At 63.8% G+C, this 23538-nt stretch carries 28 protein-coding genes and 1 tRNA gene; 17 read left to right on the plus strand and 12 right to left on the minus strand.

Going from position 1 to position 23538, the window contains the following annotated elements; all coding sequences use genetic code 11:
- Positions 1–25 precede the first annotated feature (25 nt).
- A complete protein-coding gene (locus K0M74_RS18940; RefSeq protein WP_293975973.1) occupies positions 26–1060 on the minus strand; it encodes a putative sulfate exporter family transporter in 1035 nt (344 codons plus the stop codon).
- 133 nt (positions 1061–1193) lie between these two features.
- Between K0M74_RS18940 and K0M74_RS18945 the strand changes: the two genes are divergently transcribed.
- From K0M74_RS18945 to K0M74_RS18955, 3 genes are all read left to right on the plus strand, one after another.
- Positions 1194–1270, plus strand: a tRNA-Arg gene (locus K0M74_RS18945).
- 317 nt (positions 1271–1587) lie between these two features.
- On the plus strand, positions 1588–1776 hold the full coding sequence (locus K0M74_RS18950; protein ID WP_293975976.1) for a hypothetical protein: 189 nt from the start codon (positions 1588–1590) through the stop codon (positions 1774–1776).
- A gap of 198 nt (positions 1777–1974) precedes the next feature.
- Positions 1975–2463: a murein L,D-transpeptidase catalytic domain-containing protein gene (locus K0M74_RS18955; RefSeq protein ID WP_366932707.1), complete on the plus strand. Its 489-nt coding sequence runs from the start codon at positions 1975–1977 to the stop codon at positions 2461–2463.
- A 376-nt stretch (positions 2464–2839) separates the two neighbouring features.
- On the opposite strand, the gene K0M74_RS18960 is transcribed toward K0M74_RS18955, so the two are convergent.
- Positions 2840–2983: a hypothetical protein gene (locus K0M74_RS18960; RefSeq protein ID WP_293975980.1), complete on the minus strand. Its 144-nt coding sequence runs from the start codon at positions 2981–2983 to the stop codon at positions 2840–2842.
- A 61-nt stretch (positions 2984–3044) separates the two neighbouring features.
- Here K0M74_RS18960 and K0M74_RS18965 point away from each other — a divergent pair, with 61 nt between their 5' ends.
- Positions 3045–3239, plus strand: a complete 195-nt coding sequence (locus K0M74_RS18965) for a hypothetical protein (protein WP_293975982.1) — start codon at positions 3045–3047, stop codon at positions 3237–3239.
- A gap of 109 nt (positions 3240–3348) precedes the next feature.
- Here K0M74_RS18965 and K0M74_RS18970 read toward each other — a convergent pair whose 3' ends face one another.
- The 4 genes from K0M74_RS18970 to K0M74_RS18985 all read right to left on the minus strand — a co-directional run bounded on the left by K0M74_RS18970 (position 3349) and on the right by K0M74_RS18985 (position 5701).
- Positions 3349–3552, minus strand: a complete 204-nt coding sequence (locus tag K0M74_RS18970; RefSeq protein WP_293975984.1) for a hypothetical protein — start codon at positions 3550–3552, stop codon at positions 3349–3351.
- 113 nt (positions 3553–3665) lie between these two features.
- Positions 3666–4658, minus strand: coding sequence for a zinc-dependent alcohol dehydrogenase family protein (locus K0M74_RS18975; RefSeq protein WP_293975986.1), 993 nt, complete (start codon positions 4656–4658; stop codon positions 3666–3668).
- A gap of 64 nt (positions 4659–4722) precedes the next feature.
- Positions 4723–5034: a GNAT family N-acetyltransferase gene (locus K0M74_RS18980; protein ID WP_293975988.1), complete on the minus strand. Its 312-nt coding sequence runs from the start codon at positions 5032–5034 to the stop codon at positions 4723–4725.
- Positions 5035–5422: 388 nt separating this feature from the next.
- On the minus strand, positions 5423–5701 hold the full coding sequence (locus K0M74_RS18985; RefSeq protein ID WP_293975990.1) for a hypothetical protein: 279 nt from the start codon (positions 5699–5701) through the stop codon (positions 5423–5425).
- 307 nt (positions 5702–6008) lie between these two features.
- Here K0M74_RS18985 and K0M74_RS18990 point away from each other — a divergent pair, with 307 nt between their 5' ends.
- Entirely contained in the window at positions 6009–6236 is a 228-nt protein-coding gene (locus K0M74_RS18990; RefSeq protein ID WP_293975992.1) for a hypothetical protein, read from the plus strand.
- Between the two features lie 277 nt (positions 6237–6513).
- Positions 6514–6954: a thioredoxin TrxC gene (trxC, locus tag K0M74_RS18995; protein ID WP_293975994.1), complete on the plus strand. Its 441-nt coding sequence runs from the start codon at positions 6514–6516 to the stop codon at positions 6952–6954.
- Positions 6955–6973: 19 nt separating this feature from the next.
- Here trxC and K0M74_RS19000 read toward each other — a convergent pair whose 3' ends face one another.
- From K0M74_RS19000 to K0M74_RS19010, 3 genes are all read right to left on the minus strand, one after another.
- A complete protein-coding gene (locus K0M74_RS19000; protein ID WP_366932708.1) occupies positions 6974–9565 on the minus strand; it encodes a cation-translocating P-type ATPase in 2592 nt (863 codons plus the stop codon).
- On the minus strand, positions 9558–9980 hold the full coding sequence (locus K0M74_RS19005) for a universal stress protein (RefSeq protein WP_293975998.1): 423 nt from the start codon (positions 9978–9980) through the stop codon (positions 9558–9560). Before K0M74_RS19005 ends, K0M74_RS19000 begins: the two co-directional genes overlap by 8 nt.
- Positions 9981–10146: 166 nt before the next feature.
- Positions 10147–10422: a universal stress protein gene (locus K0M74_RS19010; RefSeq protein ID WP_293976000.1), complete on the minus strand. Its 276-nt coding sequence runs from the start codon at positions 10420–10422 to the stop codon at positions 10147–10149.
- A gap of 346 nt (positions 10423–10768) precedes the next feature.
- Between K0M74_RS19010 and otsB the strand changes: the two genes are divergently transcribed.
- The 3 genes from otsB to K0M74_RS19025 are packed head-to-tail and all read left to right on the plus strand — an operon-like array spanning position 10769 to position 14684.
- On the plus strand, positions 10769–11527 hold the full coding sequence (otsB, locus tag K0M74_RS19015) for a trehalose-phosphatase (protein WP_293976002.1): 759 nt from the start codon (positions 10769–10771) through the stop codon (positions 11525–11527).
- Positions 11524–13320 (plus strand): glycoside hydrolase family 15 protein, encoded by a 1797-nt coding sequence (locus K0M74_RS19020; protein ID WP_293976004.1) that lies wholly within the window; start codon positions 11524–11526, stop codon positions 13318–13320. The genes otsB and K0M74_RS19020 overlap by 4 nt, the downstream gene beginning before the upstream one ends.
- A complete protein-coding gene (locus tag K0M74_RS19025; RefSeq protein WP_293976006.1) occupies positions 13317–14684 on the plus strand; it encodes a trehalose-6-phosphate synthase in 1368 nt (455 codons plus the stop codon). The genes K0M74_RS19020 and K0M74_RS19025 overlap by 4 nt, the downstream gene beginning before the upstream one ends.
- 273 nt (positions 14685–14957) lie before the next feature.
- Here K0M74_RS19025 and K0M74_RS19030 read toward each other — a convergent pair whose 3' ends face one another.
- Entirely contained in the window at positions 14958–15137 is a 180-nt protein-coding gene (locus K0M74_RS19030) for a hypothetical protein (RefSeq protein ID WP_293976008.1), read from the minus strand.
- An 89-nt stretch (positions 15138–15226) separates the two neighbouring features.
- Complete coding sequence (locus K0M74_RS19035; protein ID WP_293976010.1) at positions 15227–16279, minus strand: Glu/Leu/Phe/Val dehydrogenase dimerization domain-containing protein; 1053 nt, start codon at positions 16277–16279, stop codon at positions 15227–15229.
- Between the two features lie 119 nt (positions 16280–16398).
- Between K0M74_RS19035 and K0M74_RS19040 the strand changes: the two genes are divergently transcribed.
- The 8 genes from K0M74_RS19040 to K0M74_RS19075 all read left to right on the plus strand — a co-directional run bounded on the left by K0M74_RS19040 (position 16399) and on the right by K0M74_RS19075 (position 23094).
- Complete coding sequence (locus K0M74_RS19040; RefSeq protein WP_293701135.1) at positions 16399–16863, plus strand: Lrp/AsnC family transcriptional regulator; 465 nt, start codon at positions 16399–16401, stop codon at positions 16861–16863.
- 109 nt (positions 16864–16972) lie between these two features.
- Positions 16973–18169, plus strand: coding sequence for a CoA transferase (locus tag K0M74_RS19045; RefSeq protein ID WP_293976012.1), 1197 nt, complete (start codon positions 16973–16975; stop codon positions 18167–18169).
- Positions 18170–18183: 14 nt separating this feature from the next.
- Positions 18184–19413, plus strand: a complete 1230-nt coding sequence (locus K0M74_RS19050) for an acetyl-CoA C-acetyltransferase (protein WP_293976014.1) — start codon at positions 18184–18186, stop codon at positions 19411–19413.
- Entirely contained in the window at positions 19413–21005 is a 1593-nt protein-coding gene (locus tag K0M74_RS19055; RefSeq protein WP_293976016.1) for an acyl-CoA dehydrogenase family protein, read from the plus strand. Before K0M74_RS19050 ends, K0M74_RS19055 begins: the two co-directional genes overlap by 1 nt.
- Before the next feature lie 179 nt (positions 21006–21184).
- Positions 21185–21682: a helix-turn-helix transcriptional regulator gene (locus K0M74_RS19060; protein WP_293976018.1), complete on the plus strand. Its 498-nt coding sequence runs from the start codon at positions 21185–21187 to the stop codon at positions 21680–21682.
- Between the two features lie 61 nt (positions 21683–21743).
- Positions 21744–22121 (plus strand): hypothetical protein, encoded by a 378-nt coding sequence (locus K0M74_RS19065; RefSeq protein WP_293976020.1) that lies wholly within the window; start codon positions 21744–21746, stop codon positions 22119–22121.
- 25 nt (positions 22122–22146) lie between these two features.
- A complete protein-coding gene (locus K0M74_RS19070) occupies positions 22147–22560 on the plus strand; it encodes a hypothetical protein (RefSeq protein ID WP_293976022.1) in 414 nt (137 codons plus the stop codon).
- Between the two features lie 30 nt (positions 22561–22590).
- Positions 22591–23094: a helix-turn-helix domain-containing protein gene (locus K0M74_RS19075; protein ID WP_293976024.1), complete on the plus strand. Its 504-nt coding sequence runs from the start codon at positions 22591–22593 to the stop codon at positions 23092–23094.
- A gap of 73 nt (positions 23095–23167) precedes the next feature.
- Here the strand turns inward: K0M74_RS19075 and K0M74_RS19080 are convergent.
- Positions 23168–23538: sigma-70 family RNA polymerase sigma factor (locus tag K0M74_RS19080; protein ID WP_293976026.1), on the minus strand; the 371-nt coding region annotated here is incomplete at its 5' end.

Below are 23538 nucleotides of genomic sequence, written 5' to 3' on the forward strand. Positions count from 1 at the left end.
AAAGATTTGGCATGACGCCACGCCGTCATAAACTCAGCGCAGCGGCCAGCGACAACAGAAAACTGGTCACCGTCGCGACGACGATCGGCGCAAAGCTGCGCCACCCCTGATCGAGCAGCAGATGCAGCCGCGCCTTCATCGCGGTCGCGACGATTGCGAGCAGGAGCAGCGCCTGCGCACCCGTTGCGGCTCCGTCCTGAACGGGCACGGGAATGGCGACAAGTGAATTGATCGCAGCGACAGCGAGGAAGCCGACGATAAACCAAGGCAGCCGGAGCGGGATTTTCCGCGTCCCATCGCTTTCACCGCGGCGCCCCAGCCACAGCGCGACAAGCATCAGCATGGGAGCGAGCAGCGCGACGCGGGTCAGCTTGACGATTGTCGCCACCTCACCCGCCGCTGGCGAGAAGGAAAAACCACCGCCAATCGCCTGCGCGACATCATGGATCGAAGCGCCGATCAGGAACCCCGCTTGCGCGTCGGTCAACGCCAGCTCGGCGGCGAGCACCGGATAAAGCGTCATCGCAAAGGCGCTGGCGACGGTGATGCCGACCAAAGTCAGCGTGAAACGCGCCTGATCGACGCGCTTGTCGCCGATCAGCGAATATAGCGCGAGCGCCGCCGATGCGCCGCAAATCGCGGTCGCGCCGCCCGCGAGCAGCGCCGCGTGGCGGTCCTGCACGAACAGCCGCGCGGTCGCGACGGTGACGACGATGACCGCGAGCATGATCAGCACGAGCAGCGCAAAGGGCAGCGGGCCGAGCTCGACCAGCTGGTCGGCGGTGATCCGCGCCCCGACAAGGACGATCCCGATCCGCAGCGCGGTCTGCGACATCAGGTCGAGTCCGGCGTGGGTGCGCGGATCCTGCGACAGAAAACTCATCGCCAGCCCGATCAGCAGCCCCATCAACACCAGCGGCGCGGCATAATGATCGGCGAGCCAGGCCGCGGCGAGCGCCGCGATCGCGGTGACGAGCACCCCGGGCAGATAGTCGCGCCAGCGGCGTTTCGCGGGCGGATGCGCCTCAAGCTGCATCTCGCCATACAGGTCGGCGGCCATTGGCCAGATTCGTTCGGATGGTGCGTTCACCCAGCGTTCCCCATGCCCATGGCGCGGCTTCGCACATCGCCGCGCGATGGTCGATAGGCCATTGCTGCGCGGGCACGCTCTTGCTAGAGGCCGCGCTCTATTGGCACCCGTAGCTCAGCTGGATAGAGCGCTGCCCTCCGAAGGCAGAGGCCAGGGGTTCGAATCCCTTCGGGTGCGCCATCCTCTCCCATTTCGGCGCTCGGGATGGGCACTTCTTTGAAGCGCTGAGGCCCACGGCCGTTTCTCTGGTCTCGCAAAGATCCGTACACCCAAGATGTACAGGGTCTTCTACTCGGGCACCGGCATCTAGGACAATCGCATCGACAAGGCGCGCGCGTTCGGCATTCCGGCCTGGGATTTTCGCGTGCCGGAATGAACTCGTCTGCAAATTTGGGCGCGACGATGCTTGCCGTCGGGCGAGCCGGATTACCGGATGAAATTCGATGAAAACGGTTCTCGATCATCTCCCGGCGAGCAAGCAGCTCTAGCTCGATCGCTTGAAGACGATCCTCTTCGAAGAATTCGAGGATGCGCTCGCGCCTGGCACAATGTACTGGAAGGAAATGGGCGGGATCGACGAGATCATCTTCGGCGGCCGCTATGCGCGTGGCGGCCGGGTCGATGATCCGGCACTTGTTTGGGTGTGTTCGCGCATCGGGCCCTTGGCCCGGTTGGATCAGGGTTAGTACCTATCTGGAATTGGGCCTCGCCCGTGCTCATGTTTTGGGTACAGCAAGGCAAGATAGGTCGATTGAAACATTATGACATTCTCCAGGCGCCACCTTCTTGGCGGTGGCGGCGCCTTGGCCCTGAGCGTCTTCGGGCCGGCGTCCAAAGTTTTTGCGGCGCTTCCTGCGCTTGGCGATAGCCCGGATCCGCGCCTCGTGCGCCACGCATTAGATGCGCTCGAGCGGCATCGAGGCGCGATACGGTATCGCGATGTCATCGGTATGGTCGATTTCGGCCGCGCCTCGCAAGTTCCGCGCTTTCACATCCTCGATCTGACAAACGGGCGGCACCGAAGCCATCTCGTCGCGCACGGTCGCGGCTCGGATCCCGATCACAGCGGCTGGGTACGTCGCTTGTCCAACGCGCCGGGGTCGGCCGCATCGTCGAGCGGTGCCTATCTCGTTAGCGATGATTATTTCGGCAAGCATGGGCGATCGAGGCGGCTCATCGGTCTTGATCCCGAGAACAGCAATGTCGAGGTTCGGCGGATTGTCATTCACGCTGCGCGATATGTCTCGCCCGAAATAGCGCGGGGCGGTAAACTCGGCCGAAGCGAAGGCTGCTTCGCGGTAGCGCAGGCGGATATCGCACAGGTGCTTGAACGTCTCGGACCGGGCCGGATGATCTATGCGGCAAAAATATAGCGAGTCTCCGTTTGAGGGTGTCGCCGATGGAGATAGCTTCCGCACTTTTGACGCATGCAGCGTCGCGACGAAAGCGCGGACAGTGCCTGACTTCTCATGTGCGGGCAGGGCAGGAGTCCCAAATTCGGGAACTGTCGCATGGCCGCGCAGCGCTGTGGCAATCTACGTAATGCCTCGCGTCTTACCGCAGCGTATTGTGGGAATCGTGAAGATGGAGGCACGCGTTCATGACGATTACTGCCATGGGGCCGCAGCCACAGGCGTTCGACCATGAACAAGCCACGCTCAAAAACCGCAATTATCGCACCGTGGTCTGGAGCGGACGCTACCTCCAGCTGGCCTGATGTCGATTGCGCTTGGCCGGATTCCCATTGCCCTAAACGATCGCAACTTCGTTGCGGGTGCAGGTCTGTGCAAGCGCCGATGCCGCCGCGTACATCATGCGTTGTTGATGAGCGGCGGTCGAGCTGTCTCCGCAGTTGAGGCGCACGTTGCCTCCCAGCACGAGGTCGAGCCGCATGGCCAGGTTGTCGCCTGCCGGCGCGTTTGCGACGGCCGATAGGTTCCTGCTGGGTAGCGCAATGGATGTTGCCGCCGCCGACCAATATCTCGCGGCCGAGAAGGGCAAGATTCGGCGCTGGGGGAATATTTCTTCCAAAGTCTGCCGGGCGGGCGCATCCCATCCGAAGCGTGCCGCTTCAGTGGACGAGTCGCCCCGTCTTGGAGGCAGGAAACGCGATCCGGCCTTTGCGAGTGGTTTTTATTTCATGGCCTGACGTTTCGCTACCGCCGAACCGCAAGATAAGCCCCAGCGCCGGCCAGCGTTTTGGTGCGCCATGCTCGTCGAGCGCGGCGCCGACGAGCGAACCGTCGGTCGGTGCAAAATTAGTCAGGGCGTTCGGTTGGCGTATCCTCGGGGTGACTCTCGGGCAGAACCGGCGCCTCGGGCGGCGCGCGGAGCGGCTGGGGTTCGCTTGATGGAGCAGGGCGTTCGGGGATGCGTTTGTCGGGCCTCTCCAGAGGCTCGCCTTCGGGACATTCGGGATGGCGGATCGGCTCGGCCATCGACTGGGACTCTGCGCAGGGCATGCGACATCCTTTCCGGATCTTGACTCTCAGCCTCATCTGCGGGCGACGGGTTCGCTGCGCTATACGGTAGTTCCCCTAGCCGCTGGCATGCCGGGTTGGGTCCGATGATCCCGTCAGGGCCGAAGAACGAGCGAGCCTTCGACTTTCCCAGAGCGCAGCAAATCGAGCGCCGCATTCGCCTGGTCGAGCGGGAAGGCCGTGACATGCGTTTCGATCGCATATTTCGCTGCAAGCGCGAGGAAGCCCGAGCCGTCGGCGCGGGTGAGGTTGGCGACCGACAGGATCGATCGCTCTTCCCACAGATCGGCATAGGGAAAGGACGGAATGTCGGACATGTGGATGCCCGCGCAGACGACGCGACCTCCCTTGCGAACGCGCTTGAGCGCTTCGGGGACCAGCGCGCCAACTGGCGCAAAGATGATCGCGGCGTCGAGCGGCTCGGGCGGCGCTTGCGTCGAGTTCCCCGCCCACTGGCACCCGAGATCCCGCGCGAATTCCTGTCCGGCGCTGTCGCCCTCGCGCGTGAAGGCAAAGACGGAGCGGTGCTCGGCAAGCGCCAGCTGCGCAAGAATATGGGCGGCCGCGCCGAAACCGTACAGTCCGATACGGTCGCCCTCGCCCGCCAAAAGATAGGCGCGGTAGCCGATGAGCCCCGCACAAAGGAGGGGGGCGGCATGCAGGTCGCCAAAGGCGTTGGGTAGTGGAAAGCAGTAGCGCGCATCGGCGATGCAGTGCGAAGCGAAGCCGCCATCGCGGGTAAAACCGGTGAAATCCGGATCGTCGCAGAGGTTTTCTCGACCGTCGCGGCAATAGGAACAGACGCCGCAGGTTCCTGCAAGCCAGCCGATTCCCACCCGGTCTCCAAGGCGAAATCGGCTGACGCCCGCGCCCGTCGCATCGACCCGTCCGACGATCTCGTGACCTGGCACGATGGGAAGCGGACCGTGAATGTCCCCGTCGGCAATATGGAGATCGGTGCGGCAGACCCCGCAGGCAGCCACCTTGACCCGGATTTCGTCGGGACCTGGCTCGGGTATCGCTCGCTGGACGCGCCGCAGCGGTTCGCCCGGCGCATCGAGCTGCATTGCTATCATCGTTTGTTCCATCGGCTGTCCCTTCCCGCCGATCCTTTTCCTGCACCGGCACGAAATCAGCGAAGATCGATTTCGATCAATGCAAGCGTGCATCGCCTTCATAGGCGCGCGACTTGAATCCCAACGTTCGCTCGATCTCGATTGCGTCACGATTGGCGCGGCTTTCGGTCGATCGGCGGCACGCGATTCCGCGCTCGCGCGCAAAGTCGATCAAATGATGTAGCAGGCTCCAACCGAACCCGCGCCGCTGATAGGCCGGGACGACCGATATGGCGACCTCGGCATCGTCCGGACGCACCGGGCGAAGGGTCAGGTCAACCCTTCCGCGCGTGGCGAGATGGGGCTCGCCTGCTCCGGAGAGCGCCGCGTCAATCGATTGGCTGGTCATGGGATTTATCCTCGGTCAGGGGCTGGCCGGGACGCTTCGCCTGAAGCATCAGTGTTTCGGCGATCCGGCGATGCGAGAAACCGGTCGTCGGTCGATTCGAGCGAATTCCGGCGTCGCAGTTCGAAGAATGGCGCATCCGCTCCGATCTAGCCGTGGACGATAACATCTTCCTGCTCCTATGGCGCCGAAGTCTAGCGCCTGGCCCGAAGTGCGCAGTCCGCAATGTTGCGTAGGCCGGAGAGGCTTCCGCAAGCTCGCGCGCGAAGGCGAAGCCGTCCTACGGGAATGTCGATCAGGAGGTGCGTCGATCCGGCGGCAAGCTTCCTCGAGAGGACTGAGGCGACCATCTGGTCGAAGGTGTCGATGCGCAGCGGGCGCTCGACCGAAATCAATATGTCGTCGGCGGGCCAGAGATTGACGCGCCCTCCCCAGGCAAGGGCTGCATGTGCGAGGCTTGGCGGATCGTGACCTCGCGACCCTCGGAGAGGCCGAGGCGGCGGAAGGCCTGCTCGCCCAGCCCGATTTCGCCCGGTGCCGGCAATGACTTGTCATCGACGATGGCGAGCGGCGCCAAGATCGATGCCTTGCCTTTGCCGATCGCGACCTTGCGCATCGCCTGAATTTGATCGGGCGCGTAATCGTCCCCGCCGCGCAGCAGGACGGCCATGTTCTCGGGGTAGGTGTCGATGGCAACGCTCCGGATTTTCATCTTGTGCTCGCCTCGGCCAGCCGTCGTCGCATCGGAACGCGGAAATGATCGAAAGAGCGAATGTTCGCGGCGCCCGGCATCGAACGGAGGTAGCAGGCGCCTCGTCGGTCCCTTATCAGGACTAATATCTATCGGCGGTGCTCGCGCTTCCCTGTGAGGGCCAATCTCCGGCGTGAGGCTGTTGGAACCCCGGAACATTAAGTAAGTTTGCTGATTCCGGAACCGGTGACGGGACTTCAGTATCTCCAACCAATGGAGGATGGCCATGACTTATGAAGTTCCCGAAAGTTCAAGCATGTCGCCGGAAGGCCGCTTCTGGTCCGCCTGCCTGCAGAGTTGGAAAATTCCCGTCTCGCTCATGGCGCTTTGGTGGAACAGCGCGGCAATGCTGTGGCTGCCCCCGAGTGAGGGTTCGCATCATCATGGCCCGCAGGACCAGCTTACGATTCCTGAGCCGCTCGACGCGCAAGAAGCGCCCTCGCTTTTTGCTTGAGGATGATGAAGTTTATCCCGTGTCGTCGCGGCCGAAGAACGATCCTTTGCGTTGATGGGTTGATCGCGCGGTGGAGCGCACACCGTGCCGCGAATGTGAACGCAAATGAATGTCATGGACGCCCGTCCGATTGGTTTCGTCGGCGCGGGCGCTCGGCCTCAATTTCTATGCTGACCGCTTTGGGTTCTCTATCCGCCTTCGCGGAGCGAACTTGGCGGAGCGATTTTCACGGCATTCTGCTTGGGCGAACTGAAGCGGTGTGGCAGAACCAGATGCAATGAGCGAACCCGAGATCCTGATCTGTCCGGTATGCGATGCCGCGAACCGCGTTCCGCACGCACGGCTTGCCGACGCGCCGCGCTGCGGAAAATGTAAGGTGCCTCTGTTCGAGGGCAAACCGCTCGCGCTCGACGCGCGCCGCTTCGACCGGCTCATCGGCATCGGCACGCTGCCCGTCCTTGTCGATTTTTGGGCCGAATGGTGCGGCCCGTGCAAGGCGATGGCCCCGACCTTTGCCGCCGCGGCGCGCGATCTCGAGCCCGACTTCCGTCTCGTCAAGATCGATACCGAGGCCGAACAGCCGCTGGCCCATCGCTATGCGATACGGTCGATCCCGACGCTCATGCTCGTCGCGGGGGGGCGCGAGGTAGCGCGGCAATCGGGTGTGATGGACCGCGCCTCGCTGGTTCGGTGGGCGCGCACGACCGCGGCAAGCTGAACTCGCACACGCCCGTTATTCAGCCACTGCGCCCGAAGTCGGCGACCCGCTTGAGCGCCTCCAGCAGGAGCAGGACGAGCAGGGTGGTTGCCACCAGCGCTGCGGTCTCGGCGAGGCCAAGCGGCGCGAACGACAGCAATTGAGCGACCGAAGGAACAAATTGGGCCGACAAGAGAAGCAGCGCGACCGCGGCGACGACCGCGGCCAAGGCTCTGTTCGGGCGGGTTACGGCGCGTATTAGCGAAGACGAAAAGGACCGGTTGACGAGAACGAGGCTCAGCACGGTCGTCACCAGAGCAAAATAGGCAAGGGCGCGCAGCTGGTCTTCCCCGAGACCTGCCTCCCACCCCCAGTAGAGTAATGCGGCGATCCCCGCGACCGCGAGGACGCCTTGAGCAATCGACCAGCCAAGCAACGCGCGCGACATAAGCGCGCTGTCGGGTTCGCGCGGCGGGCGCCGCATGATGCCATCTTCTTCGGTCTCGGACTCGAAAACGAGCGAGCAGACAGGATCGATGACCATCTCGAGCAATGCAATATGTATCGGCCCGAGCAGAATGGGAAAGCCGAAGAGCAGGGGGACGAGCGCCAGACCTGCGATTGGAATATGCACGGCAACGATGAATCCCATTGCCTTGCGCAGATTGTCGAATATGCGCCGGCCGACGCGAATCGCGGTGACGATCGACCCGAAATCATCGTCGAGCAGAACGATCGACGAAGCCTCCCGCGCGACGTCGGTCCCGCGCCCCCCCATGGCGATCCCGATATGCGCCGCCTTGAGCGACGGGGCATCGTTGACGCCGTCGCCGGTCATGCCGACGATTTCGCCCGCCGCTTTCAGCGCTGCGACGATGCGCAGCTTCTGCTCGGGCATGATCCGCGCGAAGATTGTTGCCCGTTGCACCGCCTCGCCGAGCTCGGCATCATCCATCGCCGCGAGCATTGGCCCCGTCACCACTTCGCCTTGCGCGATGCCCGCCGCGCGGGCTAGGGCGCGCGCCGTTTCCGGATAATCGCCGGTAATCATCACGACATGGATACCAGCGCTACGGCATTGGGCCATGGCGTCGGGAACCGAGGGACGCAGCGGATCCTTCAAGCCGACAAGGCCGCGAAAGGCAAAGGCGAATTCGCGCTGACTGGCCGGAGGTGTCGGCCCCGTCCATCGCGCCTCGGCGACACCCAGGACGCGCAGGCCCTGGGCTGCCATGGCGTCTGCCGCATCGCGTATTGCAGCCTGTTCGCGAGGGTCGAGGCGGCACAATCCGGCAATCGCTTCGGGCGCTCCCTTTGCCGCGACCATTTGTTCGCCGTCCCCCGTTTCCCACAGGTGCGACACGGCCAGCAAGGTGGGATCGAGCGGATAACGGTGACGCAGCTGCCACGCTTCGGTGCGTCGCGGCGCAAGCCCGCCTGCGTCGCGGTGCGATCCAAGTTCATGGAAGGCTATTTCCATGGGATCGAAGGGCTCGGGCGCGCTCGCCAATGTGCCGAGCTCGATGATCGCCCCGAAATCCGTCGGCGGCACGTCGCCCTTTCGAATATCGAGGCTGCGTCCGTCGGGCAGGCGCAATTCGGCGATCGACATACGATTTTGCGTCAATGTGCCCGTTTTGTCGGTGCACAGGACCGTCACCGATCCGAGCGTCTCGATCGCCGCAGCGCGGCGCGCGAGCACGCGCACCCGCGACAGGCGCATTGCGCCCATTGCCATGAACACGGCGAGCACGACAGGAATCTCTTCGGGCAGCAGGGCCATGCCGAGTGCAATGCCGACGAGCGCGCCCTCGAGCCAGTTGTCGCGCAGCAATCCATAGAGCATCACGGCGAGCAGGCTCGCGCCAATCCCGCCCGCCGCGAACAACAGTACAAGGCGCCGTGTCTGGCGGTAGAGGCGGGGAGTTTCAATCTCGAGGCTCGCGAGCGACAGGCCTATGCGGCCGATCTCGCTCCGTGCGCCGGTCGCTTGCACAACGCATAGACCGCTGCCGCCGACCACCAGCGAACCCGAAAAGACGTAAGGAAGTATGTCGCCCCCGGCGCGGGGCGCCTCGGCGGGAATAGGGACGATGGAACAGGATTTCCGGACCGGGACCGACTCGCCCGTGAGAAGCGATTCGTCGAGGTGCAGACCCTGCGCTTCGACGACCCAGCTATCGGCCGGCACCCGGTCGCCCTCTGCAAGAACCAGAATATCGCCGCGAACCACGTCGCGCCCCGGGATCCGCTGCCGTATGCCGCCGCGGACGACGAGCGCGCGCGGACTTGCGAGATCGCGCAGAGCCTCGAGCGCCCTTTCGCTTCGCGATTCCTGGATGACGGTGATACCCACCGAAAGCCCCGCGAGAAGGGCGAGGATCAACGCCTCCCGCAGATCGCCGAGCGCGAAATAGATCAAGCTGCCCGCGACCAGCAGCGCAAGCATCGGCTCGCGCAGGACATCGATCAATATGCGCACCGTTGTCCGCCGGCCGCGGTGTGGGAGTTCGTTTGGACCCTCTGCCGCTAGCCTCGCCTGGGCCTCGTCTTCGCTGAGGCCAGCGGTCGGCGGGGCGTCGGCCTCGGGCACCGCATCAGGGCGGCGCGCATTTTTCGCTCGCTCAATCACGTATGACGAACACCGAACAGGAGGACTGCCGCGCCACCCGTGACGCGGTCGTCCCGAACAACCCGTTCTGCCACCGGGGGGCGGGAGACGACAGCAGAATGAGGTCCGCGCTGACGCTCGCCGCGGCGTTCAATATGCCGCGATAGACGAAGCCCGATTCGACGCGGCACTGGGCTTCGTCCACCCCCGCGACCGAATGCGCCAACGCGGCAAGACGTGCCTCGGCGATCTCGAAAAACTGCCGTACTGCGACCGGCGACCGCTGAGCGCGGAGCATCACGCTCCAGTCGGGCATCACGGTTGCAAGCGTCAGCGCGGAACCAAAGGTCCGGCGAAGCTCGGCCGCGACCGCGAGCAGTTTCGTGGCCTCCGCGCCCGCGTCGGGATCGATGGCGACCAATATGCTGCTAAACAAGGGCGTCCTCCTGCGCAGACGATACACGTCCCGTCACGGGGTACCCGCGCAAGCATCGAAAATAGGAGAAGGACGAGCCGCGCGCCGTAGGGAAGACTACGTAATGTGTGCCGCCGAGAACACCGGTCTGGAAGAGGGTGGAATGACCGGATCGGTGTTCGCCGAACTAATGACTTAGAACCAGCGGTACAGGGCTTGCCTGGAGCAGGTTCCGTGTGACACCACCAAAAGTGTCGCGCCAGGCGCCGCGGCGAAAGGCGCCCATCACCACATAGTCGGCGCGCCATCTGTCGCACTCGGCCCCAATGAGCGATTCCACCTTCGCGCCGTCGCGGCCGATCACGCGCGTCTCGGCTTTCAAGCCGTATCGCGCAAGATTGGCGGTTGCTTCGTCGGCGGTCACATCTCCGACGGTTATGTCTCCAACGGTGAACAACTCCACTCGGTTGCCGAGCGCGAGGAGCGGAATGCTCGCGCGAAGAGCCGCCGCTTTCGATCGCCACCTCGGTCATTTCGGCGTTTACGCTGTGATGTGTCAGATTGCGCAAGGCACCGCTGACGGAGGTCGACCGCGACAAGTCTTTCTCGCCGCTAACCTGCACGAGCATCATCGAAGTAGCCTGACGGAGCAGCGGCATCGCATCGGCAAGCGCGCGCGCCGTGCATTTGTGGTTTGTGTACGACATCCGCATGTGAGGGACAGTCCATGTAGAGCTGGAGCCTTTGCAACGTTGCCACGCATTTCGGTGAATTTGGAAAAATGACGTTGGCGCGACTATGGTTCGTGAATGTCGTTCTCTAAACCAGCCAGCGCCAGCCGGTTGGCGTCCCCCGCGCCCCTGAACGCGTTGGACGTCAGCCTTTTGCTCGATTTCGACGGGACACTTGTCGACCTTGTCGACCGTCCAGACGCGGTCGTTGCGGACCTGCCCCTCAAAGCCCTTCTCGACCGGTTGGCCGGAACCTTCGAAGGGCGCATAGCTTTGGTAAGTGGGCGCTCGATCGCGCAGCTAACGGGCTTCTTTGGTCAATCCCTGATCGAGTTCGGTTTTGTCGGGAGCCACGGCGCGGAAGTACAGGTTGGTGGGCTGCGGGCTGCGCCCGTTCGTCCCGCCGCTCTGAGCGTGGTTGAGCAAGCAATGATTTCGGCGTTTGGAAAGACGGAAGGGATCATCGTCGAAACCAAATCGCACGGTGTTGCGCTTCACTATCGCCTCGCGCCTGCGGCCGAATCGAAGGTTCGGGAATTGGCCGGCCGGCTTGCCGAGGTGAGTGGATTAATGATTCAGGAAGGCAAGATGATGATCGAACTTCGCGCTTCCGGGCATGACAAGGGAACAGGGATTGTCGATTTGATGGCGCATGCCCCCTTCTTTGGCACGCGCCCGATCTTTGTCGGGGACGATATTACCGACGAAGCGGGCTTTGCCGCTGCCGAACATCTGGGCGGCTTCGGCATTCTGGTCGGGGCCGAACGGCCAACCGCGGCCCGCTATCGGCTAGGCGATGTGGCCGCCGTGCGCCATTGGCTGGGCGAAGCGACATGACCGCAACGCTCGACCTCTGGCCGATCGGAAATTGCCAGGTCTCGGCGCTCGTCGATCGGGCAGGCCGCTTCGTCTGGGGCTGTACGCCGCGGGTCGATGGCGACCCCGCCTTCTGCTCATTGCTCGACGACGCGCCGCCCGCTGGCGAACAGGCTTTCGGCTTTTGGGAAATCGATCTCGACGGTGTCGTCGAAACGCATCAATCCTATCTTCGCAATACGCCCGTGCTTGTCACCCGGCACGTCGACGAGCGCGGCAATTCGATCGAGGTCATCGATTTTTGTCCGCGCTTCAAGCGCAGCGGCAGAATGTACCGCCCCGTCGCGTTCGCTCGCATCGTTCGCCCGTTGTCGGGCAGTCCGCGTATCCGGGTGCGACTGCGTCCGGCGCGGCAATGGGGCGCGTCGCGCGCGCCGACAACGCGCGGCTCGAACCATATCCGCTATCAGGTGGAGAGCAGCGTGTTACGACTTTCGACCACCGCGGCGATCGGTTGGCTCGAAGACGAGCGCCTGTTTCGCGTTGAGCGGCCACTCTATTTTTTCCTCGGCCCCGATGAAAGCTTCGTCGGCGAAATCGGCAGCAGTTTGGAATCGATGCTCGACCAGACTGTCGACGAGTGGCGGAACTGGGTTCGCGGCCTCGCGACGCCCTATGAGTGGCAAGAGGCCGTCATTCGCTCGGCGATCACGCTCAAGCTGTGTCAGCATGAAGAAACCGGTGCAATTGTGGCGGCACTGACCACCTCGATCCCCGAACATGCGGGGTCGGGGCGCAATTGGGATTACCGCTACTGCTGGGTGCGCGATGCCTATTATACCGTGCAGGCGCTCAACCGGCTGGGCGCGCTCGACGTGCTCGAGGGCTATCTCGAATATCTGCGCAATATCGTCGACAACGCGGCCAGTGGCCACATCCAGCCGCTATACGGCGTGGGCGGCGAAGCGACGCTGGTCGAGCGCGAAGCAACGGCGCTCAGCGGCTATCGCGGCATGGGTCCGGTTCGTGTCGGCAATCAGGCCTATGAGCAGATCCAGCACGATGCCTATGGTCAGATCATCCTCTCCAACGCCCAGGCCTTCTTTGACCATCGCTTGCTGCGCGTCGCGGGCGTCGAGGATTTCGCGGCGCTGGAACCGGTCGGCGAGCGTGCCTGGGAAGATTTCGACAAGCCCGACGCGGGGCTTTGGGAGCTGCGCACCAAAAGCCATGTTCACACCTATTCGGCCGCCATGTGCTGGGCCGCCTGCGACCGGCTGGCGAACGCCGCCGATGTGCTGGGGCTCGCGGATCGGCACGCCTTCTGGAGCGACCGGGCGGCCAAGATGCGGCTGCGGATCGAACAGGCGGCCTGGCGGGCAGATAGCGATCGCTTGTCCGCGACCTTTGCAGGCGACGATCTTGACGCGAGCCTCCTGCAACTGCTCGATCTCAGATTTCTTGCCCCCGACGACCCACGCTTTCTGGGGACGCTGGCGGCGGTCGAGAACGGCCTGCGGCGCGGGTCGCACATGCTGCGCTATGCGATCGAGGATGATTTCGGACTGCCGCACACCGCATTCAATGTCTGTACCTTCTGGCTGATCGAGGCTTTGCATTTCACCGGCCGTGACGCCGATGCGCGCCTGCTATTCGATGAGATGCTCTCGCGCCGGACGCCAGCAGGGCTTCTGTCCGAAGACATCGATCCGGTTACGGGCGAGCTGTGGGGCAATTACCCCCAAACCTATTCGCTGGTTGGGCTCATCAACTGCGCCGTGCTGCTCAGCAAGCCATGGAGTGCGATCCGATGAGCCGGTTAATTGTCATATCGAACCGTGTGTCAGCTCCAACGGCGGACCAGCCTGGGGCGCAGGGTGGGCTTGCGGTCGCGCTCACTGCGGCGCTGCGTGAGGCCGACGGAATCTGGTTCGGCTGGTCGGGCGAAACCGGAGAGACGGTTGCACCGAAGTTCGAAACTTATGACGGGGTCACGTCCGCGACGATCGATCTGCCCGAGCAGGACGTTGAGGAATATTATGACGGCTATGCCAATCGGACCTTGTGGCCGCTGTTCCACTACCGTCTCGGCCTGACCGAATTCGAGCGCGATTTTCAGGGCGGCTACGAGCGCGTCAACCGCCTGTTCGGCGAGTTCATCGGCCCGCATATCCTGCCGGACGACCTGATCTGGGTGCATGATTATCACATGATCCCGCTCGGTTGGGTGCTGCGCCAGCGCGGCCTGACGAATCGCCTGGGCTTCTTTCTGCATATCCCCTGGCCGCCGACGCGGCTGCTCACCGCCTTGCCCGACCATCGGCGGTTGGTCGAAGCCCTGTTCGCTTACGATGTCATTGGCTTTCAAACGCAGGAATGGCTCGAAACCTTCCACGACTATGTCGTTACCCAAATGGGCGGGTCGATCCACGATGATGGTTCGATCACGGTTGGCGGCCGCACCATCTGCGCCATCGCCTGTCCCATCGGCATCGACGCCCGCGACTTTATCGCCGGTGCGAGCAGCCCGCAGGCTGTCGCGACGCATCGCCGGATGATCGAAAGCTCGATTGGGCGCAGCCTGATCATCGGCGTCGATCGGCTCGATTATTCCAAAGGCCTCGAAGAACGCTTTAACGGCTATCAGCGTTATCTAGAAACAAGGCCCGAAGCGCGCGCTGCGGTTTATTTGCTCCAGATTGCGCCACCCTCGCGCGCGTCTGTCCAAAGCTATCAGGACATCCGCGCGCAGCTGGATGCGCTGTCGGGCCGTATCAACGGCGCCTTCGCCGACATCGATTGGGTGCCGCTGCGCTACGTCAACCACGGCTATCCGCGCGACGTGCTGGCGGGCGCTTACCGGGCGGCCCGCATCGGCCTGGTGACGCCGCTGCGCGACGGTATGAACCTGGTCGCCAAGGAATATGTCGCTGCCCAAGACCCGGAAGACCCGGGGGTGCTGATCTTGTCGCGCTTCGCCGGCGCCGCGACCCAGCTCGACCAGGCACTGCTGGTAAATCCCTATAGCCCCGATGACATTGCCGATGCCATCGAACGAGCTCTTGCCATGTCCAGAGAAGAACGATTGGCCCGCTGGAAGCCAATGTTCGCCAATATTTGCAACGAGGATGTCAACTGGTGGCGCGAGCAGTTTACCGCCCGGCTCAGGGGTGCGTGAGTGCGAGAGCTCGGGAGAGGCTTCGTTGTGCCGCGGCAGCGGCGACATCATGCGGAGTGAAATATCACGCCATGGCTGGTGTAATGGGCGGGGCAATTGACGTGACATAGTCCGCTGTGGAAACATCTTTTCTCAAAGCTGCTCGCCAGCAAGCGGCCAGTTTCGCAGTTGCGACGGCGGACACCTGGTTCGAAGGCAGAGGTCAAGCGTTCAATACCCTGCGGGTGCGCCATACCTCTTCCATCGATATTCGTATCGCGCGCCGTGCGGCATTCACGCGGCCGCCGCCCCGCGGCGCATGCGTGTTGCATTGTCCGCCGGCTCGCAAACGGCGCTGGCGACCAGCACGCTTTCGCGCAGTTTTGCGGCAATGATCACAGCTGTTTGCGCATCGAGATTGTCCAGCGCGGTTTCGATATGAATAAGGCCGCCGCGTAGCTGCGCCGACATCATCGAAGGGATCAGCGATCGTTGCGCAAAGATTCCGGCGATGCGCGGTAGCGTCTGCGGGTCCGGAGCCGCCACGATCCGGAAACAGTGGCTCACGCCGCGAGGCGCCCTGCCGATGCGATCAGGCGCTCGGCAGTTTCGTCGGCGGCGGTGGCGGGGGAGATGTCGCGGCGGGCCGCTTCTTCCAGAATCGCGGTGACGCGCGGGCCGATCTGGGCGACGCGCTGCGCGACGCTCGCGGCGCTCTCGCCCAGATATTCGGCCGACACGCTGATGATGCCCCCCGCGTTGGCGACATAGTCGGGGACATAGGTGATCCCGCGCTCGCGGAGCATGCCCGCGATTTCAGGCGTCGCGAGCTGGTTGTTGGCGCCGCCGCAGACGAGCTTCGCCTTCATCGCCGCGACGGTTGGTTCATCGAGCACGCCGCCGAGCGCGCAGGGGACGAAGACGTCGGCCTCGACCGATGCGATCGTATCGGCGCTGACGACGCGTGCGCCGAGGATCGTGGCGAGCCGGTCGCGACGGCCGGGTGCGACATCGGCGATGACCAATCGTGCGCCTGCATCAGCAAGGCGGCGGCACAGCTCGCCGCCGACATTGCCGGTCCCCTGCACCGCGACGGTGAGCCCCTTGAGATCCGAGCCGAGCGCGAAGGCTGCGCTGGCCTCGATCGCGCCGAACACGCCTTGCGCGGTCCATGGCGACGGATCGCCGCCTGCTGCCGCGCCGACCGCGGCCAGCCCGGCGACATGGCGGGTTTCGCGCGCCACCTCTTGCATGTCGGCGACGGTCGTTCCGACGTCCTCGGCGGTGACATAGCGGCCGCCCAGCGCCGCGACGGCGCGGCCAAAGGCTTGGAACAGCGCGGCGCGGTCGAACGGTCCGTCGGGACGACGCAGCACCGCCTTGGCGCCGCCAAAGGGCAGTCCCGCCATGGCGTTTTTGTAGCTCATTCCTTCGGCGAGCCGGAAGGCGTCGGTGAACGCCTGGTCGAGGTCGGGATAATGCCACAGGCGGCAGCCACCCGCGCCCGGCCCCAATGTCGTCGAATGGACGACAATGATGCCGTCGAGCCCGGCGCTCTTGTCCTCCAGACGGACGGTTTCGAGGGCGGGCAAACGACCTGAAAATTGCACAACCATGATGGCCTCCTTCACGCTATGCTTATCGCAGACCGGCGGCGGTTAAACTTGCTCGATTTTTAGAGTATTCGCCGCTATTTCGGTCAAAGTATCTCGGCTTTCAGAATTATGGGGTGAAAATGACCGATCTTGATCCGTTCGAGAAAAATATCATTCGCGAGCTGCAGCGCGACGCCAGCCTGACCACCGCCGAGCTCGCCGAGCGCGTCGGGCTGTCGCCGTCGCCATGCTGGCGGCGCATCGACCGGCTCGAACGCGATGGCTATATCAAGGGGCGGGTGGCGGTAATCGACCGGCGCAAGGTCGGGCTGCACGCGCATATTTTTGCGCAGGTCAAGCTCAACGCCCACGGCCGCGCCAATCTCGACGAGTTCAGCGACGCGATCGCGGCCTTTCCCGAAGTGCTCGGCGCTTATGTGCTGATGGGCAATATGGATTTCATGCTGCGCATCGTGGCGAAGGACATCGACGCCTATGAGGCGTTTTTCTTCGACAAATTGAGCAAGCTGCCCGGGGTACAGGAAATCAATTCCACGGTGGCGTTGTCGGAGATCAAGTCGACGAACGAGTTGCCGATTATCTAGGGTTCGATAGGTGGCTTGGGTATGGCGGCCAGTTTGACTCGCGCCGCCGGGTGCGCCAGATGCCCCTGCATGGCGGTTTCGGCCAAATATGGGAGGGAAGCAGCACCACATGTACGACCTGCTGACCGGCCTGTCGGTGATCGAAGCCTCGTCCTTCGTCGCCTCGCCCACCGCTGGGCTCTATTGCGCGCAAATGGGGGCCGAAGTGATCCGCGTCGACCAGATCGGCGGCGGTCCTGACTATCGCCGCTGGCCGGTGACCGCGGGCAATGACTCGCTCTACTGGGAAAATCTCAACCGCGCCAAAAAGTCGGTCGCGCTTGATTTGAGTCGGCCCGAGGGCCGCGATTTGTTGCAGGCGCTGGTGCGCGCGACGGGCCAATTCATCACCAACTTCCCGGTCGACGGCTTCTTGTCGCATGAGCTGCTCGCCGCGGAACGCCCCGACCTGATCACCGTCCGCATCATGGGCTGGGCCGACGGCTCGCCCGCGCTCGACTATACTGTCAACAACAGCGTCGGTTATCCGATGCTCACCGGCCCCGGACCCGAGCCGGTGAACCATGTGCTGCCCGCGTGGGATTTGCTCAGCGGCGCCTATGCCGGCTTTGCGCTGCTCGCCGCGATCCAGCGGCGCACCGCGACCGGAGCGGGCAGCGAGGTGCGGGTGCCGCTGTCCGATGTCGCGATCGGCACCGTCGCCAATCTCGGCGGGGTGGCCGAGGTGCTTTACAACGGTGCGAACCGGCCGCGGCTCGGCAACGCCGTCTATGGCCTGTTCGGGCGCGATTTTGTGACCGCCGACGGCCAGCGGACGATGATCGTTGTCGTGACACCGCGGCAATGGACCAATCTGGTCGCGGCCCTCGGCTTGGGCGATGCCATCGCGGCTGTCGAGGCGGCACGCGGGGTATCCTTTGCGATCGACGACGGTCTGCGCTTCATCCATCGCGATGCGTTGTATCCGCTGTTCGAGCGCGCGATCGGGGCGCGTGCGCATGCCGATCTTGCCGCGGCGTTCGATGCGGGCGGGACAGTCCATTCGCCCTATCGCACGATGCTCGACGCCGTTCAGGATCCGGCGCTGGTCGCCGAAAACCCCATCTTCGGGACGGCCGACAACCCCAGCGGCTTTGCCTATCCCGCCGTAGGCGCCTTCGCGACCTTGCCACAGGACGCGCGCCAGCCGCCACGCCCCGCGCCGCGCAATGGTCAGCATAGCGAAGAAATTTTGGCGGACCGCCTTTCGCTGCCGTCGGGCGAGATTGCCCGGCTGATCGATGCCGGTATCGTCGGCATTGCCTGAACCTGGAGAATGACATGACCCTGCGCCGCGCCGCCATCGTTGCCCCGATCCGTACCGCCGTCGGCAAATTCGGCGGCGCCCTCGCCAGCCTGGATGCCGGGCAGCTCGGCGCGGTGGTGCTCAAAGCGCTGATCGAGCGCACCGCGATCGATCCGGTGCGCGTCGATGATGTCGTGTTTTCGCAGGGCTATGGCAATGGCGAGGCGCCGAGCATCGGTCACTGGTCGTGGCTGGCCGCGGGGCTGCCGCTCGAAGTGCCGGGCTACCAGCTCGACCGCCGCTGCGGTTCGGGGTTGCAGGCAATCGCCAACGCCGCGATGATGGTCCAGACCGGCATGTCCGACGTCGTCGTCGCGGGCGGGGTCGAATCGATGTCGAACGTCGAGCATTACAGCATCGATGTCCGCAAGGGCGTGCGCGCCGGCAATCTGGTGCTGCACGACCGGCTGACGCGCGGGCGGTTGATGTCGCAGCCGATCGAACGCTTCGGGGTGATCAGCGGGATGATCGAGACCGCCGAAAATCTCGCGAAGGACTTTGGCATCACGCGCGAAGCCGCTGACGCCTATGCGGTGGGCAGCCATCAGCGCGCCGCGGCGGCGTGGGCCAAGGGGCTGTTTGATGACGAACTGGTCCCGGTCGCGGTGCCGCAGCGCAAGGGCGATTCGGTGATCTTTGCCCATGACGAAGGCTATCGCGCCGATGCGACGCTCGAATCGCTCGGAGCGCTGCGCGCGATTGAGGCGAAGAGTATCCCGGGCGCGGTGGTGACCGCGGGCAATGCCAGCCAGCAGAATGATGCCGCCGCCGCGTGCCTGGTCGTCGCCGAGGACAAGCTCGACGAACTCGGGCTCGAACCGATCGCCTGGTTCCACAGCTGGGCGGCGGCGGGCTGCGAGCCCAGCCGCATGGGGATCGGGCCGGTACCCGCAGTCGAACGGCTGTTCGCGCGCACCGGGCTCGGCTGGGACGACATCGATTTGGTCGAACTGAACGAAGCGTTCGCGCCGCAGGTGCTCGCCTGCCTGAAGGGCTGGGGCTGGGCAGAGGACGACGGCCGCCTCGCCATGCTCAACGTCAACGGCTCGGGAATTTCGCTCGGCCACCCGATCGGCGCGACCGGTGGGCGCATCCTGGCGAACCTGACGCGCGAGCTGGTGCGCCGCGACGGGCGCTACGGGCTGGAGACGATGTGCATTGGCGGCGGGCAGGGCATCGCCGCGATTTTCGAGCGCGCCGCCTGATGGATTTGCGGCAAGCGCTACAAGCGGCGAACACCTATCGCGCCGCCGCGGTGGAAGCGCTCGCCGCACGGTTGGCTGAGCGGCCGATCGATCATGAGCAGCGCGCCGCGCACGGTTTTGCGTGGGTCGCGACGACGGTGGCGGCGCTCGATGCGGTGCAGGCGTGGTGCGAGTCCGGCCAAGGCGCGAACCCGCTTGATGCGAAGATTGCGACGCTCGCCTTTGCCGAAGGGATCGGCCAGCTCGTGGGCGGTTTGGCGATGGGGCAGAACGAGATATTCCGCCCCGCCGATCTCCGGGTCGGTGCGGCGGCGCGGACGCTCGCCAACAGCTGCAGCGATCTGCTCGACGCCGACCATGCCGCGCTGCGGGCCGAAATCGCGGCGGCGCTCGCCGACGGCCACTGGCCTAGCGAAACGCTGCACGATGCCGATCTCGACGCGATCCGCGACCAGTTTCGCCGCTTCACCGATGCCGAGATCGTACCGCACGCGCATGGCTGGCACCTTGCCAACGCGCTGATTCCCGACGCCACGGTGCGGGCGATGGCCGAACTTGGCACCTTCGGCGTCTGCATTCCTGAGGATTTTGGCGGGCTGGGCCTGTCGAAGCTGGTGATGTGCATTGTCACCGAGGAATTGTCGCGCGGCTGGATCGGCGCGGGATCGCTCGGCACGCGGTCGGAGATCGCGGGCGAGCTGATCGCGATGGGCGGCACCGACGTGCAGAAAGCCCAATGGTTGCCGCGGATTGCGAGCGGCGAAATACTTCCAACCGCGGTGTTCACCGAGCCCGACGTGGGATCGGACCTGGGCTCGCTCCAGACGCGCGCGCGACAGGATGCGAGTGGGACGTGGGTTATCGACGGGGCGAAGACGTGGATTACCCATGCCGCGCGGTCGGACCTGATGACGCTGCTGGCGCGCACCTTGCCGGACGCGAAGGGCTATGCCGGGCTGTCGATGCTGCTCGTCCCGAAGCCGCGCGGGACCGAGAGCGACGTCTTTCCGGCTGCGGGGATGAATGGCAGCGAGATTGAGGTGCTCGGCTATCGCGGGATGCGCGAATATGCGTTGCAATTCGACGCGATGGCGGCGCCTGCCGACGCTTTGCTCGGCGGCGAAGAGGGGCAGGGGTTCAAACAGCTGATGCGGACCTTTGAGGGCGCGCGCATCCAGACCGCGGCGCGCGCGGTGGGGGTGGCACGGCGGGCCCTCGAACTGGGGCTGGGCTATGCGTTGGCGCGCAAACAATTCGGCAAGGCGATCGTCCATTTTCCGCGCGTCACCGACAAGCTGGCGATGAGTCTGGCCGATTTCGTTACGGCGCGCGAGCTGAGCTATGCGGCGGCGCGCGCCAAGGACAGCGGCAGGCGCTGTGATATCGAGGCGGGGATGGCAAAGCTGCTCGCTGCGCGCGCCGCTTGGTCGAACGCCGACGCCAGCCTGCAAATCCACGGCGGCAACGGTTATGCGCTGGAATATGAGATTAGCCGGGTGCTGTGCGACGCGCGCATCCTCAACATTTTCGAAGGCGCGGCGGAAATTCAGGCGCAGGTGATCGCGCGAGGACTGATCGAGCGGCGTAACTGATCCGCGGATGGGGTGACGCTGCGTTTTTATCGCGCCCCAAAAAAATAAATTGCCTCATAACAGGGTTAATGCGAAGGGCGCCAATCGCAGCGAAGCGAGCATTTTGGGGGGTGAATTTCGTTTCGGTCGCGCAGAGCGAGGCCGCGTGTCCCCGCTACCAAACTTGATTTCGACTCGTGATGCTCTATTCAAATCCCGTGCACGGCGACCCTGACAATTACATCAGCTTGCTGTCTGTCGCGCAGATTGAAACGTTGCGACACGTTTATGAGCACAAAAATTCCAAGCAAATCGCCCGTCTGATGAATGTTTCGCCGCATACGGTGGACGAGCGAGTGCGGAGATCATTAAAAAAGCTTAATGCTTCCAATCGGATAGAGGCGGCCCGTATCCTGGCAGTTAACGGTGTCTTCGATCATGTTACCCCTTATCAGCCTTTGACATATCAATTGATCGACCTAGGCGACACCTCCCCACCCTCCGATGCCGAGCCGGGGCGCAGTTCGTTTCGGCGACTATTCGATATCGGTTTGCCGTTCCCGACCGCGTCCCAGCCGACCAATCGGCATGGGTTGATGGAAAGGATTATCTGGCCAATTTTGATCGCCTTTGCGACCATCTTGGCGTTTTCCGCTCTCTATTCGATCCTTGTCGGACTTGGTCAGCTGATGTCCTGAACGTCCGTACCGAATGCTGCGGGGGGGAAACCGGTAGCATTCTTTTTCAAGGAAAAAGAACATGCTGAATGAACGAGTTTCGGCGGCGAAAAAAATTGCGGCCGACCTGCACCAGGCCGAAGATGCCATCGACGAAGCGATGATCCGCATTGCCCAGCTGGCGGCCACCCTGCCCACCGCGCGCCGCGACACCAATATGTCGGCGATCGTCGGCCAGACCGCGATGTCGAAGGTTGCGAATGCGCTCGCCGCCGCCGGCGAAGTCCGCCAGTTGTTGACCGACGCGCATCTCGCGCTGACGGTAACGCAAAAGGAAGTGGGACTGGGAACGCGCATGTTCGGCGCCGGTGTCAAACCTGCCGCCAAGCTTCTCGACGAAGGCAGCAACGACCAGGCCGCAACCGAAGTCGCCGCAGCGCCTTTCGCGCGGGCCGTTTGAACATCAGGAAGGGTTAAAAGCCACAATGTGGTCCGTGGCGATTTACTATACAGTACTGCTCATTACGGTCGCCGTTGCCATCCGGCGCGGCGGTCCGTTTGAGCGGTGGGCGGCCTACACCGCCCTGATCGCCTCGGTTCTCACCAGCGCTGTGTCTCCGTTTCCGACCTGGACCGATATTGAATTTAATATCTTTGTAATTGACGTGCTGGTGCTGCTCAGCTTCTGGTTCATTACCCTGAAGACGCAGAGTTTCTGGCCCTACTGGATCACCGGCTGGCAATTGATCGCCATTTTCGGCCATATCCAGAAGTTCATGTTCGCAGAGATATTGGCGCGACCCTATTCGCTCCTGTCAGTTTATATATCGTATCCGATCCTGTTGCTGATCATTTATGCAGCGGGTTCGTCCAGCCGGAAGCGTGACGTCGCAGCCTGATGTTTGTGGCCCCCCAAGGGGTTACCGCGCATGCAGCAATTTTCGAACCAAGAAGTTGCAGAACTAAAGTCGCGGATCGACGAGATCCACGAACTGCTGGCGGGCCGCGGCGGCGAATTGCCGGCGCCCCCCACAGATCGTAGCGGCAACAAAGGCAACGAAGGCTCGCCCCAGGCGGTGTTGCTGAACCAGCTGTCACTCAGCATCCAGATCCGCCGGATCCGTCGCAACCATTTTGGTAGCGCTGAACTGGCGGGACCGATCTGGGACATGATGCTCGACCTGATGCTCGCCGAAAGCCACGATCGCGCGCTCAGTGCCAGCGATCTGGCGACCGGCGCCGGGGTGCCGCTGTCGTCGGGGCTGCGGATGATCAGCACGCTCGAGCGGCTTGGGCTGGCGCAGCGCTCGATCGACGAACGCGACCGGCGGCGGACGATCGTTCGCCTGACCGGTAACGGAACCGAACGAATGGCGAGCTATTTCGAAAAAATCGGCGTGGCCTCGCAAAACAACCACATGCTCGCGGCCTGACCTCCCCCCGACCGGGTGCGATGGCCGAGCGGGTCGCACACGCCGCACCCGGTCACCCCTCCGATCTGCCCAACTAGTCGGTCATCTGGCGCATCATCCGATCGACCTTGGCCATCGCCTCGCGCTTGATCTGGCAAATCCGCGCCGCGCTCACGTCGAGGGTCAGGCCGATTTCATGCAGATTGAGCTCTTCGAAGAAGTAGAGCTGCAAAACCATCTGCTCGCGGTCCGACAGACAGCTGATGCACTGGCGCAGCGCCCCCATCAGATCGGCCTGCTCGCATTGCTCGCCCGCGCCGACGCCCTCGTCGGGTAGCAGGAAGGCGCCGATGTCGGTCAATTCGTCGAGCGACGTCGTACGGCCATGCGTCGCATTACGTTCGAGCGCGAAATAATCCTCGGGGGACAGGTCGAGCGCCCCCCCCCCTTTGGTGGGGGGGGGGG

Source organism: Sphingopyxis sp. (assembly GCF_019459305.1).
Lineage (GTDB): Bacteria > Pseudomonadota > Alphaproteobacteria > Sphingomonadales > Sphingomonadaceae > Sphingopyxis.